The following is a 16,604-nucleotide window of genomic DNA, read 5'->3' as shown; positions in this document are numbered from 1 at the left end:
CCTACGGCGTACGCCCGATGCGTACGGAATGTCGTTCTACTAACGCGCCGAGGGCGGACCCGCTTCCCGTCGCCGGGAAGAGCGGTCCGCCCTCGGAAAAGGTGCTGTGTCGCGCCGGGCTGATTACTCAGCGACCGGGACGATGTTCACGACCTTGCGACCACGGCTGGTGCCGAACTCGACCGCGCCGGCGGCGAGGGCGAACAGCGTGTCGTCGCCGCCACGGCCCACGCCGGTGCCCGGGTGGAAGTGGGTGCCGCGCTGGCGGACCAGGATCTCACCGGCGCTGACGATCTGGCCGCCGAAGCGCTTCACGCCGAGCCGCTGAGCGTTGGAGTCGCGACCGTTCCGAGTGGACGATGCGCCCTTCTTGTGTGCCATCTCTCCTCAGTCCCTTACTTCGCAGCCGTGGGGATGCCGGTGATCTTCAGCGCCGTGTACTGCTGGCGGTGGCCCTGGCGACGCCGGTAACCGGTCTTGTTCTTGTAGCGCAGGATGTCGATCTTGGCACCCTTGTGGTGGTCCACGACCTCGGCCTGCACCTTGATCCCGGCCAGCACCCACGGGTCGCTGGTCACGGCCTCACCGTCGACAACGAGCAGGGTCGAGAGCTCGACCGTGTCGCCCACGTTGCTGGTGGGAATCTTGTCAACCTCAACGATGTCGCCGACAGCCACCTTGTGCTGGCGGCCACCGCTGCGCACGATCGCGTACACGCGGATCTCACTCTCTGCTCGTTCAACGGGAACCCATGACGCCAGCCGCTCACACGGACTCAGGAGCCCGCGATATCCGGAAGGACGAGCGGCCTCTCCCGGCGGAGCCGAGAGGGAGTTGCTCAGGGGTTGGCGTACAGACGCCGACGGTCAAGGTTACGGGGCCCCGACCGGCCGGTCAAACCGATCCCCTCACCGGGGTGGCCGACTCGGGGCGGGGTTCGCGGCACCGGGCGTGTGCCGCCCGCCTGGCCCTGGAAGGGGCGCAGGCGGGCGGCGTCGCGATGCTACGACTCGTCGGCCGGGGAGGAGACGGTCGGGGCGGACTGGTCCGCCGCCACCGTCTTCTTCGCGGCCTTCTTGGCCGTCGTCTTCTTCGCGGCCGCCTTCTTGGCCGTGGTCTTCTTCACCGCAGCCTTCTTGGCGGTGGCCTTCTTCGCCGCCGCCTTCTTGGCAGCAGACTTGCGGGCCGTCTTCTTCGCCGGAGCCGCGGCCTCCTCGGCCCCGGCCTCCGGGCGCTCCTCGCCCTCGCCCTCGCCGGACGGTACGACCGTCACCGCGGCCTCGTCCGCACCCTTCGGCGAGCCCGCCGGTGCCGTCGCCTTGCGCGTCACCCGGCGACGGGCCCGCGCGGGCTTCGGCTCCGCGGCCTCCTCCGGGGCCTCCTCCGCGGCCACCGGCTTCGGCCGCGGCTCCTCGGCCGCTGCCGCCTCGGGCTCGGTCTCACGGGCCGGGGTGACGACGACCGCCGCCTCCTCGGCCGCCTCCGCTGCCTTCGGCGGCCCGGCAGGCGCGGACACCTTGCGGGTCGCCCGGCGGCGCGTACGGCCTCGGGTCGCGGCTGCCTCCGCTTCGGCGGCGCTGCTGAACAGCTCCTCGTCCGGCGCGAACGCCGGCTCCGGCAGCGGCCCCGGCTCGGGAACCTCCGGCCGCGCCTCCGCCACCACCGGCGGCGCCGTCTCGACCTCCGCCTCGATGACCTCCGGCTCGTGCTCGTGCGCGTGCGCGGGCGTCGGCTCGGGCTGGGCCGGGCCCTTGCCCTTCCGCTTGCGCTTGCCGCCGCCCCCGCCGCCGGCCACCGTCGGCTGGTCCATGTGGACGATGACGCCGCGCCCGTTGCAGTGCACGCAGGTCTCGGAGAAGGACTCCAGCAGCCCCTGGCCGACCCGCTTGCGGGTCATCTGGACCAGGCCGAGCGAGGTGACCTCGGCGACCTGGTGCTTCGTACGGTCCCGGCCCAGGCACTCCAGCAGCCGCCGCAGCACCAGGTCCCGGTTGGACTCGAGCACCATGTCGATGAAGTCGATCACGATGATGCCGCCGAGGTCACGCAGCCGGAGCTGACGCACGATCTCCTCGGCCGCCTCCAGGTTGTTCCTGGTGACCGTCTCCTCGAGGTTGCCGCCCTGACCGGTGAACTTGCCGGTGTTGACGTCGATGACGACCATCGCCTCGGTCCGGTCGATCACCAGCGAACCGCCGCTCGGCAGCCAGACCTTACGGTCCAGGGCCTTCATCAGCTGTTCGTCGATCCGGTACGTGGCGAAGACGTCGACGTCGGACGACCACTTCTGCAGCCGCTCCGTGAGGTCGGGCGCGACGTGCGAGACGTAGCCGTGGATCGTCTCCCAGGCCTCCTCGCCGCTGATGATGACCTTGGTGAAGTCCTCGTTGAAGATGTCGCGGACGACGCGGACGGTCATGTCCGGCTCGCCGTAGAGGAGGGTCGGCGCGTTGCCGTTCTTCGACTTCTTCTGGATCTCCTCCCACTGCGCCTGCAGCCGCTCGACGTCCCGCCGCAGCTCCTCCTCGCTCGCGCCCTCCGCGGCCGTACGGACGATGACGCCCGCGTCCTCGGGGACGATCTTCTTGAGGATCTGCTTCAGGCGGGAGCGCTCGGTGTCGGGGAGCTTGCGGCTGATGCCGGTCATCGAGCCCTCGGGCACGTAGACCAGGTAGCGGCCGGGGAGGGAGACCTGGCTGGTCAGCCGGGCGCCCTTGTGGCCGATCGGGTCCTTCGTGACCTGGACGAGGACCGACTGGCCGGACTTCAGCGCGGTCTCGATGCGGCGCGGGCCATTGGCCATGCCCAGCGCCTCGAAGTTGACCTCACCGGCGTAGAGGACGGCGTTCCGCCCCTTGCCGATGTCGACGAACGCGGCCTCCATGGACGGCAGAACGTTCTGGACCTTGCCCAGGTAGACGTTGCCGACGTACGAGGTGGCCTGTTCCTTGTTGACGAAGTGCTCGACGAGGACGTTGTCCTCGAGCACGCCGATCTGGGTGCGGTCGCCGTTCTGGCGCACGACCATCACGCGCTCGACGGCCTCGCGGCGGGCCAGGAACTCAGCCTCGGTGATGATCGGCACGCGGCGGCGGCCCTGCTCGCGCCCCTCGCGGCGGCGCTGCTTCTTGGCCTCCAGCCGGGTGGAGCCCTTGATGGACTGCACCTCGTCGGCCGGTTCCGCCTTGGGGCGCGGTTCGCGGATCTTGACGACCGTACGCTCCGGCTCGTCGGCAGTCGGCTCGGCATCGGCGGCATCGCCACTGCGGCGGCGGCGACGGCGACGACGGCGGCTGGTGCTCGTACCGGCGCCGGCGGCGGCCTCCTCCTCGGCCTCCCGCTCCTCCGCGGCCTCTTCCGCTTCCGCTCCGGCCTCGGGCCGCTCCTCGGCCTCGCCTTCGGCGGTCTCCGCGGCATCGGCGGGCTCGCCACGACGACGGCGGCGCCCGCCGCGGCGGCGACGGCGGGCCGGGCGCTCGCCCGACTCCTCCGTGGCCTCCTCGGTCTCCTCCTCGGCCTCGGTCTGCTCCTCCGCGGCCTCGGCGGGCTCCGGGGCGGCCTCCTCCGCCGCGGCACCACGGCGGCGGCGACGGCGGCCGGTGGCGGCGGGCCGCGGCTCCTCCTGCTCGGGCTCCTCGTCCCGCTCCTCGCCGGACTCGGCCGCCTCGGCGGCGGCAGCGGCGGCACGCTCGGGCGTCTGGAACATCGGCTCGGTGAACACCGGCGGCTGGAAGACGGCCGTCGGCGGGCGCCTCCGCCGCGACTTCGCCTCCGGCGCGGACTCGGGCTCCCGGGCCTCGCCGGGCTCCTCGGCCTGCGCTGCCGCCTGCGGCTCGGCTTCGGCGGTCGCCTTACGGGCGGCGCGGCGGCGCGTACGTCCGCGGGGCGCGGCGGCCTCCTCGGCCGGGGCAGGTGCGGCCTCGCCGCTCTCCGGCGCGACCTCCTGCGCGGCGGCCTCAGCGGCAGGCGCGGCGGCCTTACGGGTCGCGCGCCGACGCGAACGGGCGGGCTTCGTGTCCTCGGCGGCGTCACCGGACGCGGCAGCAGCGGCATCGGCGGGCTCGCCGACCACGGCGGCAGCGGCCACCGCGGGCTCCTCGGCGGCCTCACCCGACCCGGCGCCTCCGGCATCGGCCGCGGCGGCCGTCAGGTCCTCCGCGGCCTCAGCCGCTCCGGCCTCCTCGACCAGGGGCGGCCCCGCCGGAGCGGTCGCCTTGCGGGTCGCGCGGCGGCGCGTACGAGCGGGCTTCGCCTCGTCCGCGGCCTCACCGGATGCGACGGCCTCGGCGGCAGGCACGACGCCGGATGCCCCGGACTCCGTGTCCTGCGCGCCGGCGGCCTCGGGCTCTGCGGCTGCGGACTCCTCCGCATCAGCGGCCTCGCCCGAGACGTCACCGGCAGCAACGCTGCTCGCGGTCACCGTCACAGCCTCCGCGGCCTCGGCCGCTTCGGTCTCCTCGGCCTTCGGGGGGCCCGCCGGAGCCGACGCCTTACGGGTCGCGCGGCGGCGCGTACGAGCGGGCTTCGCCTCCTCGGCGGCCTCACCGGACGCAGTGGCCTCGGCGCCGGTCGGCACCGCCCCGGACACGGCACCGGCCTCGCCGGCCGTATCCGTCGCGACATCGCCGGCGGCCGCTACGACAGGCACGCCGCCGGGTTCCCCGGACTCCGTGTCCTGCGCGCCGGCGGCCTCGGGCTCTGCAGCTGCGGACTCCTCCGCATCAGCGGCCTCGCCCGGGACGTCACCGATCGCGGACGCGGCGACAGCGTCGCCGACGCCGGTTGCACCGGGCTCGGTCGTCGCAGCAGCAGCGACCGCCTCCGATACGTCAGCGGTCTCCTCGGCAGCGGACCCCGTGGCCGGTATGGCCGACGCCGGGTCCGTGGACCCCATCGATCCCACCGGTCCGGCCGGGTCCGGTGTCGCGCCGCCGGGCGGCGGGCCCGCCGGGCGGGACGCCGCGCGGCGGCGCCGCGGCGGCAGGTGGTCGCTGGGGCTGTTGTTCTCTGAGCTGTCCCCGGCGGCGCTGCCCAGCGCCGCCTCCTTGGGCTCGATCGGCTCAAGCATGCGGGCGGTTCTCCCGTCACGCTCCCGGGCGCCGCGCCGGATTCCGGCCGCGGCCCGCGTGATGTGCGCGGTGCCGCTGTCCGGGGCGCGGGCGCCACACGGGAGCTATGTGTCACTCGCCGGGGCCATGTGGCCGGCACCGGCGAAAGTCTTCTGTGTCAGTGCGCCTGCCGGACCCGGGTGGCTCCCTGGTGCATCGACGGCACATCGACGAGTCCTACGCGGAACCTTCCGGCGCTCCCCCGCGAGCGGGCGGTGCTCCTGTCGCGGCGGTCAGCCCGGCGGCCGTGGGTGGGGCGGCCATGACTGCCTCGCGGTCGGGCGCGAGCGGGTCGGTCACCGTGCCGGACTCCTCATCGAGCGGCCCCTGCGCCAGCCTGGTCACCGCAGCGGGGACCGGCGGCGCCAGGTCGGCCGTAGCTCGGAGACCGGACAGGACGTCGTCGGGTCGTACGGCAGGTGTCGAATGCCGGACAACCAGCCGCAGTATCGCACAGGCCCCCTCCCCGGGCCTATCAGCCGCCCCTTCGACCGCCTCGAGGCACGCGACCGCACCACGCGCGTCGAAGGTGCGCAATCCATTTTTCGTACGCCGCTCGACCTCGACGGACTCCGCCGCGAGGAAGCTCGCGACGGCCCCCTGGGCCTCCGGCAGCCCGACCCCGTCGAGGCGCAGCTCCCAGACCGACGCGCCGAGACGGTCGGCGAGACCGGACGTCCGCGCCTCGACGGCGTCGGTGACGTCGAGCCCGGCCGGCAGCGACTCGTCGAGCAGCTCGCGCAGCTTGTCGGGGTCGCGCGGCTCGGTGAGGGCGATCTCCAGATACTCGGCCTCGCTGCCCGTGCCGGTGGGTGCGGCATTGGCGTACGACACCTTCGGGTGCGGCGTGAAACCGGCCGAGTAGGCCATGGGCACCTCGGCGCGGCGCAGCGCCCGCTCGAAGGCGCGCTGGAAGTCGCGGTGGCTGGTGAACCGGAGGCGGCCGCGCTTGGTGTAGCGCAGTCGGATGCGCTGCACCGCGGGCGCGGGCGGAGGGCCTTCGGGCTGTCGCTTGCCCAGAGTCGTTCAGTCCTTCGTCAGAGCGGTCGTACTGCTACCTAGAGTACGTGTCTCCGGCGCGGTGGGTTCCCGGCGGGGCGCCCCGAAGAGCAGACGGCGGACTTCGGCCCGTGTCTGCCGTGCGGACGCGCGCGCGGACGCCAGGGCCTGCCGCGCGCCGCTGCCCGCGTCCCGTACGGCACGGGCCGCCGGGCGCCAGAAGTGGTCGCGTACGACATGTCCGACGGGCGTGAGGAGTGTGCGGTACGCCCAGCGGACCGGCTCGACGAAGGTCCACCGGAGGATCGTTGCGAAGAAGCGCCCGACGGCACGGGAGACGTACCCCGCGACCCGCCACGCGTGGCCGAGCGCATCGCCGATCTCACGGCAGACCACGGCCGCGGCATGCCCGACGGGCCCCCGGACCCACCGCCAGACGGCGACGAGCGGGGCGACGACGAGGACCCGGCCGAGCCACAGCAGGCCGTGCCCGGCGGGGGTGAGGACGTAGCGGTAGAGGGCGACGGCGGGGATCACGATCAGGGTGCGGCCCAGCCAGGTGAGGGCGGTGCCGATGCCGCGCAAGGTTGCGGCCGCGCCCGCCCCGAGGGTGCGGCCGAGCCGGACGAGGGCGCGGCCGGCGGGCCTGAGCACATGGGCGTACAGCGCGATGGCGGGAATCGCCACGAGGTGCCGGGCCAGCCATGCGGCGGCCGTGGCAAGGGCCCGGCCGGCGGGCGCGAGGACGTACCGGTAGAGGGCGGCCCACGGCCAGACGAAGAGCGCCTTGGCCAGCCAGACCAGGGCGATGCCCAGGCCGCGGGCCGCCGGGGCGACCACCCTCCGCCAGAGCCAGGAGAGCGGCGTGACGATCAAGGTCCGGCCGAGCCACGCCAGGGCCCGCCCCACGGCGGCGCACGGGACGACGACCACGGTGTGCCACAGCCACTCCAGCGCCCGGCCCACCGCGGTCGCGGGGATGACCACCAGGGTGCGCCACAGCCATCCCAGCGCCCGGCCGAGCGGCCGCAGCACCGTACGCTCCAGCGCCTTGCCGCAGACGACGAGCGCGTCCCACACCATCCGTACGGGCACGACGACGAGCAGGACCACGATCCGTACGGGGATGCGGACGGCGACGGCCAGGCAGCCATCAGCGGGCGCCGGGTGGTCGGGCAGCCCACCGGGCAGCCCCACCGGCGCGTCGTGCCCGCCCTCCTTGACCAGTGAGACCTGCGGCACCTGTGGCACCTGCTCCATGCGGCCCTCCCCCGTTGGGTCCCACCTGGCAATACGTCACCGCGGCCCCGCGCGGTTGCGGGGCCGCGGTGACGAACTGATCTCGCGCTCGCCGCCTGCTAGTTGACGACCGTCAGGGGCAGCAGCTTCTTGCCCGTCGGGCCGATCTGGATCTGCGTGTCCATCTGCGGGCAGACGCCGCAGTCGAAGCACGGGGTCCAGCGGCAGTCCTCGACCTCGGTCTCGTCGAGCGAATCCTGCCAGTCCTCCCAGAGCCAGTCCTTGTCGAGACCGGAGTCCAGGTGGTCCCAGGGCAGGACCTCCTCGTAAGCCCGCTCACGGGTCGTGTACCAGTCGACGTCCACGCCGAACTCCGGCAGCGTCTTCCCGGCGCACGCCATCCACCGGTCGTACGAGAAGTGCTCGCGCCAGCCGTCGAAGCGTCCCCCGTCCTCGTACACGGCCCGGATGACCGCCCCGACCCGCCGGTCGCCGCGCGAGAGCAGGCCCTCGACGATGCCGGGCTTGCCGTCGTGGTAGCGGAAGCCGATCGAGCGGCCGTACTTCTTGTCGCCGCGGATCTTGTCGCGCAGCTTCTCCAGGCGCGCGTCGGTGTCCTCGGCGGACAGCTGCGGCGCCCACTGGAAGGGGGTGTGCGGCTTGGGCACGAACCCGCCGATCGACACCGTGCAGCGGATGTCGTTCTTCCCCGACACCTCACGGCCCTTGGCGATGACCTTCGTCGCCATGTCGGCGATCTGCAGCACGTCGTCGTCGGTCTCGGTGGGCAGGCCGCACATGAAGTAGAGCTTCACCTGCCGCCAGCCGTTGCCGTACGCCGTCGCGACGGTCCGGATCAGGTCCTCCTCCGAGACCATCTTGTTGATGACCTTGCGGATGCGCTCGGAGCCGCCCTCGGGGGCGAAAGTGAGGCCGGACCGGCGGCCGTTGCGGGTCAGCTCGTTGGCCAGGTCGATGTTGAAGGCGTCGACCCGGGTCGAGGGCAGCGAGAGGCCGATCTTGTCCTCCTCGTAGCGGTCGGCGAGGCCCTTGGCGATGTCGCCGATCTCGCTGTGGTCCGCGGAGGAGAGGGAGAGGAGGCCGACCTCCTCGAAGCCCGTGTTCTTCAGGCCCTTGTCGACCATGTCGCCGATGCCGGTGATCGACCGCTCGCGCACCGGGCGGGTGATCATGCCCGCCTGGCAGAAACGGCAGCCGCGGGTGCAGCCGCGGAAGATCTCCACGGACATCCGCTCATGGACGGTCTCGGCCAGCGGAACCAGCGGCTGCTTCGGGTACGGCCACTCGTCGAGGTCCATGACGGTGTGCTTGGACACGCGCCACGGGACGCCGGAGCGGTTCGGTACGACGCGGGAGATCCGGCCGTCGGACAGGTACTCCACGTCGTAGAACTTCGGCACGTACACGCTGCCGGTCTTCGCGAGGCGGAAGAGCAGCTCGTCACGGCCGCCCGGGCGGCCCTCGGCCTTCCACGCCCGGATGATCTCGGTGATCTCCAGGACCGCCTGCTCGCCGTCGCCGATGACCGCGCAGTCGATGAAGTCCGCGATCGGCTCGGGGTTGAAGGCCGCGTGTCCGCCCGCCATGACCAGCGGGTGGTCCTCGGTGCGGTCCCTGGCCTCCATGGGGATGCCGGAGAGGTCGAGGGCCGTGAGGAGGTTGGTGTAGCCCAGCTCGGTGGAGAAGGAGACGCCGAGCACGTCGAAGGCGCTGACCGGGCGGTGCGAGTCCACCGTGAACTGCGGGACTCGGTGCTCGCGCATCAGCTCCTCGAGGTCCGGCCAGACGCTGTACGTCCGCTCGGCGAGGACGCCCTCGCGCTCGTTGAGCACCTCGTAGAGGATCATGACGCCCTGGTTGGGCAGTCCGACCTCGTACGCGTCCGGGTACATGAGCGCCCAGTGCACATCGCAGGCGTCCCAGTCCTTGACGGTGGAGTTGAGCTCTCCGCCGACGTACTGGATCGGCTTCTGGACATGCGGGAGAAGCGCTTCCAGGCGTGGGAAGACCGACTCGACAGGCATCATTGTGTCTCTCGTGAGCGGGCAAGGGTGACCATCCAGCGTACCGTGCGCGCCGGGTGTGCCCGGGGCCGCCGGATCGGTCCGCATATCGGCGCACGCATCAGCCCCCGCAGCAGCCGCGCGATTCGCGGCCACGGTCAGCCCCGCGCCTCAGCGCCGCAGCGCTGCCCGCAGTTCCTTACGGGAGGCCTCCTGCCACGCCTGGGGCAGCTCGTCCTCGCGGGCGGCCGCGCAAGCCTCCTCGTGGCCGTACAGCAACCCGAAGGTGAAGGCGCTCTCCCCGGCCTCGTGCGCCTGGTCGGCGAGGTCGCGGAGGGCCTCGCGGGCGACCACGCTGTCCTGGTGGTCGCCGAGGGCGTCCTGGAGCGCCTTCATGTGCCGGACGAGTCGCATCGCCGTCTTGCCGATCGCGGGCTGCGCGGCCTCGGCGGCGTAGCGGGTGCGCTTGGCGGCCTTGCGTGCCTCGTGCATGGCGACGTCCCGGTCGTGGCCGCGCGGGGCCGCGAGCGCGGAGTCCACGCACTTCGCGAGGCGGTCGAAGTCGGCGAGGACGGAGCCGGGGATGACGTCGAGCGCGGGGCGTCCGGCGGCGGGACGCAGCGGCGGGTCGGCGAGCAGCGCGTCGAGGGTGTCGAGGAGGCCGGTGTAGCGCGTGCTGTCGAGAACGCCGATGACATGGCGGCGCGAACCGCGGCGCCTGGCGTTGGACCAGGTGCGGAGCCTGCTGCGCACGGGCCCTACGAGAAGGGGGCGCGGCAGCTCGTCCAGCCGCTCGTAGAGCCGGGCGGTCAGCACCTCGCGGTCGCGGTCCACGCCCAGCTCGGCCGCGAGCCACTTCAGCTCGTCGCCGATCGGGTCGGTCACGCTCCGGTCGAGGACCTCGCGGAAGGACTTGAAGGCGCTGCGCAGGCGGCGGGTGGCGACGCGCATGCGGTGTACGGAGTCGGGCTGGTCGCGGCGCACGGCGGGGTCGAGCTCGACGATGGCGGTGATCTGCGCGCGCAGGTACCGCAGGAGGTGGTCACCGGCGGTGGGCGTTGCCTTGCTGCGCTTGGCGGCCTTCCCCGGCTTCTCAGGCTTCGCGGCCTTCGCCGCCTTCCCGGGCTTGGCCCGCTTTCCGGCCTTCCCGGCTTTTCCGGCTTTTCCGGCCTTCCCGGCCTGCTCCGGCTGCGCGGGCTCGGCGCCGGGCCTCGTCTCATCGAGCGCCCGAGCGAGCTTCGAGGGCCCGGCCGCCCGCCGTATGCCGGCCTCCGTCAAAGTCCGTTCGACCGCGTCGAGGAGGTCCGGCTCCGCGCCCTCGCCGAGTTCGACCTCGATCTCGGTCCAGTGGGCGGTCCCGTCGCCGCCGGTCAGCCGTTCCGCGGCGACCTCGTCCACGCTGACCTGCGCGAGCACCTTCCTGTCGGAGTCGACGAGATGCCGCAGGTCACGCTCGGAGCGCAGCCGGACGATCGGTACGAGCGGGGCGGTCCTGACCCGGGACCGTACGAGCCCGGCCAGCTCCTGCGGCAGTTGCTCGGACAGCGGGACGCGGATCTCCTCGCGTACGTCCTCGTCGACGGGCAGTTTCAGATGCCAGCCCGCGTCGTCCCCGCCCGTCCGGCGGCGCAGCGTGATGCCGTCCGCGGCGAGCCGCTCGTCCTCGGTGTCGTAATAGGTGGCGTCAAGGCTGGTCACGCCCTTGTCGACCACGGCCGCCACCCCGGGAACGGCGGCAAGGTCGGGCAGCCCGTCCTGGGTGGCCTCGTACTTGCGCTCGATCTCGCGTACCTGGTCCGCCATAGAGTGAATCTACCGGGGCCGCCCGGTGAACGGCAGCACCGCGGAGGGTCACACCGGCGCCTGCGGCGGGCAGTCTCCCTGACCCGCCCTTCCCGGCTGCGGACGATATGCGGCTCCGCCGCGCGGGGGCTCCGCCCCAGACCCCGGGCTCCAGGGGCGAAAGCCCCTGGTTACGGGAGTGTTTGGGGTGAGGAATGGTCCGCCGGACACGGCTCTAGGCAGACACCGGCCGCTGCACCTTGATCGACTGAAGCAGTCCGATGGCGATCCAGCCCGCGAACATCGATGTGCCGCCGTACGACATAAAGGGCAGCGGGAGGCCCGCGACCGGCATGATGCCGAGCGTCATGCCGATGTTCTCGAACGACTGGAAGGCGAACCAGGCAATGATCCCGGCCGCCACCACCGTGCCGTACAGCTCGGTCGTGTCCCGGGCGATGCGGCAGGCGCGCCACAGCACGATGCCCAGCAGCAGGATGATCAGGCCCGCGCCGAGGAAGCCCAGCTCCTCGCCCGCGACCGTGAAGATGAAGTCGGTCTGCTGCTCGGGCACGAACTGCCCTGTGGTCTGGTGGCCGTTGAAGAGGCCCGTGCCGGTGAGGCCGCCGGAACCGATCGCGATCCGCGCCTGGTTGGTGTTGTAGCCGACGCCCGCCGGGTCGAGTTCGGGGTTGGCAAAGGCCGCGAAGCGGTTGAGCTGGTACTCGTCGAGGAGGCCGAGCTGCCAGACGGCGACGGCGCCTGCCGCGCCGGTGGCGACGAGCCCGATCACCCAGCGGTTGGACGCGCCCGAGGCGAGCAGGATGCCCAGCACCATCACGACGATCACCATCACCGAGCCGAGGTCCGGCATCAGCATGATGATCCCGATGGGCAGCGCGGCCAGGGCGAGCGCCTGGACGACCGTACGGTGGTCGGGGTACACCCGGTCGCCCGCGTCCACCTGGGCCGACAGCAGCATCGCCATCCCCAGGATGATCGTGATTTTGGCGAACTCCGAGGGCTGCAGGGAGAATCCGCCGCCGACCTGGATCCAGGCGTGCGAGCCGTTGATGGTCGAGCCGAGCGGGGTGAGGACGGCTGCGGTGAGCAGGATGGAGAAGCCGTACAGCACGGGCACGGCGCCGCGCAGCGTGCGGTGGCCGAGCCAGAGCGTGCCGACCATCAGCGCGAGCCCGATGCCGGTGTTCAGCACGTGCCGGAAGAGGAAGTAGTACGGGTCGCCCTGGTTGATCTCGGTGCGGTTGCGGGTCGCCGACCAGACGAGCAGCGTGCCGACCGCGTTCAGCAGCAGGGCGGAGCCGAGCATCATCCAGTCGAGGCGCCGGATCAGGGAGTCGCGCGCGGTGAGCTTGCCCCAGAGGCCGAGGTCGGGCCGGTAGCGGCTGATGGAGAAGCTGGTGTGGAATCCGGCCACTAGCCCCTCCGCCTCTGCAGGGCCGCCGCCAGCTCGACGGGGGACGCGGAGTCCGACGGCTTCGGGGGCTGGTACGGCTTGGCCGGCTTGGACTCGATCGTGCCGTCGCTCTCGATCTTCGGCAGGTCCTTCTGCGGCTCGGGGAGCAGGGCGCGCTTCTTGTCGATGCCGCCCTTCTCGTCGACTCCGTAGAGCGCGTTGTAGATGTTGCGCACCGCGGGACCGGAGGCGCCGGAGCCGGTGCCGCCCTGCGAGATCGTCATCACGATCGCGTAGTCCTTGGTGTAGGTGGCGAACCAGGAGGTGGTCTGCTTGCCGTAGACCTCGGCCGTACCGGTCTTGGCGTGCATCTTGATCTTGTCCTGGGGCCAGCCGCCGAACCGCCAGGCCGCGGTGCCGCGGGTGGCGACGCCCGCGAACGCGTTGTCCATCTTCTTCAGGTTCGTCTTCGTCACCGGCAGCTTGCCGTGGGACTTGGGCTCGATCTCCTGGACGTGCCTGCCGTCGGGGCTGACGATGGCCTTGCCGACGGTCGGGTCGTGGAGCGTGCCGCCGTTGCTGACCGCGGAGTAGATGGTCGCCATCTGGATCGGGGTGACGAGGGTGTCGCCCTGACCGATCGAGTAGTTGATCGCGTCGTAGGCGTGCAGCTTGAAGCCCTCGAGGCAGCTCTCACGCGCGAAGATGGTGTCGAAGTCCTTCTTGTCCTTGCCGCCCTTCTTGGCCTGCTTGCACCAGCCGTCCTTGTTGGCCTTCCAGAAGTCCTTCTTCCACTGGCGGTCGGGAACCCGGCCCTTGACCTCGTTGGGCAGGTCGATGCCGGTCTCGGCGCCGAGGCCGAACTGGTGGGCCGTCTTGTAGAACCAGTCCTTGGCATTCTTCTTCGGCTTGAGCCCGCCGTCCTTCTGCCACTGCTTGTGCGCCAGCGCGTAGAAGACGGTGTCGCAGGAGACCTCGAGCGCCCGGCCGAGGCTGATCGAGCCGTGGCTCTGCGACTCGAAGTTCTTGAAGGTCTGGCCGCCGATGCTGTACGAGCTGGTGCACGGGTAGCCGCCGTTGAAGTCGTAGCCCGCGTTGAGCGAGGCGGCGGTGGAGATGACCTTGAAGATCGAGCCGGGCGCGGCCTGGCCCTGGATGGCCCGGTTGAGCAGCGGGTAGTTGGACGCCTTGCTGGTCAGCCGCTTGTAGTCCTTGGCGTCGATGCCGCCGACCCAGGCGTTCGGGTCGTAGTCGGGATTGGAGGCCATCGCCACCACGCGCCCTGTCTTCGCCTCCATGACCACGACCGCGCCCGCGTCCGCCTCGTACGGGCGGCCGGTGTTGCGGTCCACCTGCTTGCGCGCCTCCTTCATCGCCTTGTCCAGCTCCTGCTCCGCCATGGCCTGCACGCGGGCGTCGATGCTGGTGACGACGCTGGAACCGGCCCTGCCCTTGTCGCTCTGGGTCTGGCCGATGACGCGTCCGAGGTTGTCCACTTCGTAGCGGGTGACGCCGGCCTTGCCGCGCAGGTACTTGTCGTAGGTCCGCTCCAGCCCCGAGCGGCCGATCTGGTCCGAGCGCAGGAACGGGGAGTCGGTGTCCTTGGCCTTCTGGATCTCCTCGTCGGTGACCGGCGAGAGATAGCCCAGGACCTGGGCGGTGTTGGCCTTCAGCGGCGAGGGGTAGCGGCGTACGGCGGTGGGCTCGGCGGTGATGCCGGGGAAGTCCTCCGCGCGCTCCCGGATTTGCAGCGCCTGCTGGGTGGTGGCCTCGTCGGTGATCGGGATGGGCTGGTAGGGCGAGCCGTTCCAGCAGGGCTGCGGGGTCTTGGAGTCGCAGAGCCTGACCTTCTGCTGGACCTCCTTGGGCGTCATGTCGAGGACGTCGGCGAGCTTGGTGAGCACGGCCTTGCCGTCGTCCTTCATCTTGAGGAGGTCGGTGCGGCTAGCGGAGACGACGAGGCGGGTCTCGTTGTCGGCGAGCGCCACGCCGCGGGCGTCGAGGATGGAGCCGCGGACGGCGGGCTGGACGACCTGCTGGACGTGGTTGGTCCGGGCCTCATGCGCGTATTCCTCGCCGTTGCGGACCTGGAGATACCAGAGGCGGCCGCCGAGCGTGAACAGCAGCGAGAACACCAGGATCTGGATGGCGATCAGCCGGATGGTGACCCGCGGGGTACGGCCTGTCGGCGGGATATTGCTCATAGGCGCTTGACCCCCTTGATGCGTCCCGCCTTGAGGCGCCCGGCCTTGAGGCGTCCGGCTCTTGACTTGGTCCGGTACGACCGGCCGAGCAGACCGGCGCGGCTCGTACGGGTGCCCAGCAGGCTGTCGGCCGTCGCGAAGCTCCGCAGCGCGTGGTCGGCTCCGGCGGTGCCGCCCGACGCCTCCGTCATCGGATCGTTCTCGGCTCTCCGGGCCAGCCACATGATCCCCGGCACCACGAAGGGCGCCAGCAGCAGGTCGTAGAGCGCGGCGGTGAGGATCAGGCTGGTGACGCCGACGTGGCGGGCGGCCGTGTCCCCGACGAGGGCGCCCACCACCGCATACAACAAGGTGGTGCCGATGGCGGCGCCGACGACGACCAGCAAGGGTCCGGTGGCCGAGCGGACCTGGCCGCTGTCGGGCTTGGCGAGACCCGCCAGATAGCCGATGACGCAGAGCACGAGCGCGTAGCGGCCCACCGCGTGGTCGGCGGGTGGCGCGAGGTCGGCGAGCAGTCCCGCGCCGAAGCCGACGAGGCAGCCGCCGGTGTGCCCGTACACGAGGGCGAGGGCGAGCACAACGAGGAGCATCAGGTCGGGCACCGCGCCCGGCAGCCGCAGCCGGGCGAGGATGGTCACCTGTACGACGAGCGCGACGACCACGAGCGTGGTGGCGAGCAGCATCCGGTTGAAGCGCATGGGTCAGCTCCTGGTCGGGCTCGGCGCGGGCGTTGCCCCGCCGCCGGCGGGGGTGGCGCCGGCCGCCGACGGGCTCGCCGAGCCCGAAGGGTCGGCCGATCCTCCGGCGGAGGGGGTGGCGGTGACGGTGACCGTGGGCGTCGGCTTGGGCTTGGCGGGCGGCGGCAGCACCGTGTCGCGCGGGTCCTTGCGCGGCGGCTGGACGACGATCCCGACGATGTCGAGCTTGGTGAAGCCGACGAACGGGCGGACCTGGAGGGTGCGGGTGAGGTCGTTGCCCAGGGGGTCGACGCGGATGACCTCGCCGACCGGTACGCCGGGTACGAACGGCCGGTCGGCGCGCGAGCCGAAGGTGATGAGCCGGTCGCCCTTCCGCACCTTGGCCTTGCTGTTGAGGAGCTGGAGGCGCAGCGGCCGGTCGCCCTGGCCGGTGGCGAAGCCCAGTTCCGCGGTCTTCTCCATGCGCGTGCCGACCGTGAAGTCCGGGTCGTTGGCGAGCAGGACGGTCGAGGTCGACGGGGAGACGGTGGTGACGCGGCCGACGAGGCCGTCGCCGTTGAGCACGGTCATGTCGCGGGCGATGCCGTCGTCGCTGCCCGCGTCGATGGTGACGGTCCAGGAGAAGCCCTGGGCGGCTCCTATGGCGATGACCTCGGCGCCCTTGATGCCGTACCGGCCCGCGCCCGCGGTCTTGAGCATCTTGTCGAGCTCGGCGGCCCTGCCCCGGGTACGGTCGTCGCTGCCGAGCCTGGCCTTGAGAGCGGCGTTCTCGCGCTCCAGGTCGGCGATCCGGTTGTGCCGCGCGTCGGAGTCGCGCACCGCCCCGATGGCGTTGCCGATGGGGTCCACGGCGGAGGCGACACCGTTCTCGACGGGACCGAAGGCCGACGCGGCTGCCCGCCGGGCGCTGTCGAGCGGGGAGTTCTCGCCACCGCGGATGTCCACCGTGATCAGGGCGAACGCGATGGCGATCAGCAGCACCAGGAGCAACCGGCTCTCTCGTGTGTCCCTCACGTGCGGCGGCCGTGCCTTCCTCGTCGGATGCGGGTGTCCTGCTCGGGAATTGTCCCGGAAAAGTCCGGGAATCGTCAGGCAGTTGTCGTGCCGGATGTTCCGATGTGCGAACGATCCGC

General features: G+C 71.9%; 10 protein-coding genes and 1 pseudogene. 1 reads left to right on the top strand and 10 read right to left on the bottom strand.

The window, feature by feature from the left end; genetic code table 11:
• Window positions 1-123: 123 nt before the first annotated feature.
• From rpmA to ACTWQC_RS07815, 4 genes are all read right to left on the bottom strand, one after another.
• Complete coding sequence (gene rpmA / locus ACTWQC_RS07830; protein WP_443314815.1) at window positions 124-381, bottom strand: 50S ribosomal protein L27; 258 nt, start codon at window positions 379-381, stop codon at window positions 124-126.
• A gap of 14 nt (window positions 382-395) precedes the next feature.
• Complete coding sequence (rplU, locus tag ACTWQC_RS07825) at window positions 396-716, bottom strand: 50S ribosomal protein L21 (RefSeq protein WP_443314814.1); 321 nt, start codon at window positions 714-716, stop codon at window positions 396-398.
• Between the two features lie 287 nt (window positions 717-1,003).
• A complete protein-coding gene (locus ACTWQC_RS07820; protein ID WP_443314813.1) occupies window positions 1,004-5,068 on the bottom strand; it encodes an Rne/Rng family ribonuclease in 4,065 nt (1,354 codons plus the stop codon).
• Between the two features lie 217 nt (window positions 5,069-5,285).
• Window positions 5,286-6,086 carry a TIGR03936 family radical SAM-associated protein gene (locus ACTWQC_RS07815; RefSeq protein ID WP_443314812.1) on the bottom strand — a complete coding sequence of 267 codons (801 nt, stop codon included), beginning with the start codon at window positions 6,084-6,086 and terminating at the stop codon, window positions 5,286-5,288.
• Window positions 6,087-6,317: 231 nt separating this feature from the next.
• Here ACTWQC_RS07815 and ACTWQC_RS07810 point away from each other — a divergent pair.
• Window positions 6,318-6,497 (top strand): annotated as a pseudogene (locus ACTWQC_RS07810) (hypothetical protein); the annotation flags it as partial.
• A 968-nt stretch (window positions 6,498-7,465) separates the two neighbouring features.
• On the opposite strand, the gene ACTWQC_RS07805 reads toward ACTWQC_RS07810, so the two are convergent.
• From ACTWQC_RS07805 to mreC, 6 genes are all read right to left on the bottom strand, one after another.
• Window positions 7,466-9,391 carry a TIGR03960 family B12-binding radical SAM protein gene (locus tag ACTWQC_RS07805; RefSeq protein ID WP_443314869.1) on the bottom strand — a complete coding sequence of 642 codons (1,926 nt, stop codon included), beginning with the start codon at window positions 9,389-9,391 and terminating at the stop codon, window positions 7,466-7,468.
• Between the two features lie 150 nt (window positions 9,392-9,541).
• Entirely contained in the window at window positions 9,542-11,173 is a 1,632-nt protein-coding gene (locus tag ACTWQC_RS07800; RefSeq protein WP_443314811.1) for a CYTH and CHAD domain-containing protein, read from the bottom strand.
• 214 nt (window positions 11,174-11,387) lie between these two features.
• Window positions 11,388-12,590, bottom strand: coding sequence for a rod shape-determining protein RodA (gene rodA / locus ACTWQC_RS07795; RefSeq protein ID WP_443314810.1), 1,203 nt, complete (start codon window positions 12,588-12,590; stop codon window positions 11,388-11,390).
• Window positions 12,590-14,773: a penicillin-binding protein 2 gene (mrdA, locus tag ACTWQC_RS07790; RefSeq protein ID WP_443314809.1), complete on the bottom strand. Its 2,184-nt coding sequence runs from the start codon at window positions 14,771-14,773 to the stop codon at window positions 12,590-12,592. The genes rodA and mrdA overlap by 1 nt, the downstream gene beginning before the upstream one ends.
• Window positions 14,770-15,471, bottom strand: coding sequence for a rod shape-determining protein MreD (gene mreD / locus ACTWQC_RS07785; protein WP_443314808.1), 702 nt, complete (start codon window positions 15,469-15,471; stop codon window positions 14,770-14,772). Before mreD ends, mrdA begins: the two co-directional genes overlap by 4 nt.
• 3 nt (window positions 15,472-15,474) lie before the next feature.
• The gene (mreC, locus tag ACTWQC_RS07780) at window positions 15,475-16,485 is read right to left on the bottom strand and encodes a rod shape-determining protein MreC (protein ID WP_443314807.1); all 1,011 of its coding nucleotides are present in this window, start codon (window positions 16,483-16,485) and stop codon (window positions 15,475-15,477) included.
• Between the last annotated feature and the right edge of the window lie 119 nt (window positions 16,486-16,604).

The organism is Streptomyces sp. 8N616 (assembly GCF_052246385.1).
Classification (GTDB): Bacteria; Actinomycetota; Actinomycetes; order Streptomycetales; family Streptomycetaceae; genus Streptomyces.
This window is presented reverse-complemented; position numbering and strand designations above follow the sequence as displayed.

Bases quoted from the DNA above. Each gene is read 5' to 3' on its own strand.
- rpmA (WP_443314815.1), bottom strand. From the start codon at position 381: ATGGCACACAAGAAGGGCGCATCGTCCACTCGGAACGGTCGCGACTCC.
- ACTWQC_RS07820 (WP_443314813.1), bottom strand. From the start codon at position 5,068: ATGCTTGAGCCGATCGAGCCCAAGGAGGCGGCGCTGGGCAGCGCCGCC.
- ACTWQC_RS07805 (WP_443314869.1), bottom strand. From the start codon at position 9,391: ATGCCTGTCGAGTCGGTCTTCCCACGCCTGGAAGCGCTTCTCCCGCAT.
- ACTWQC_RS07800 (WP_443314811.1), bottom strand. From the start codon at position 11,173: ATGGCGGACCAGGTACGCGAGATCGAGCGCAAGTACGAGGCCACCCAG.
- mrdA (WP_443314809.1), bottom strand. From the start codon at position 14,773: ATGAGCAATATCCCGCCGACAGGCCGTACCCCGCGGGTCACCATCCGG.
- mreD (WP_443314808.1), bottom strand. From the start codon at position 15,471: ATGCGCTTCAACCGGATGCTGCTCGCCACCACGCTCGTGGTCGTCGCG.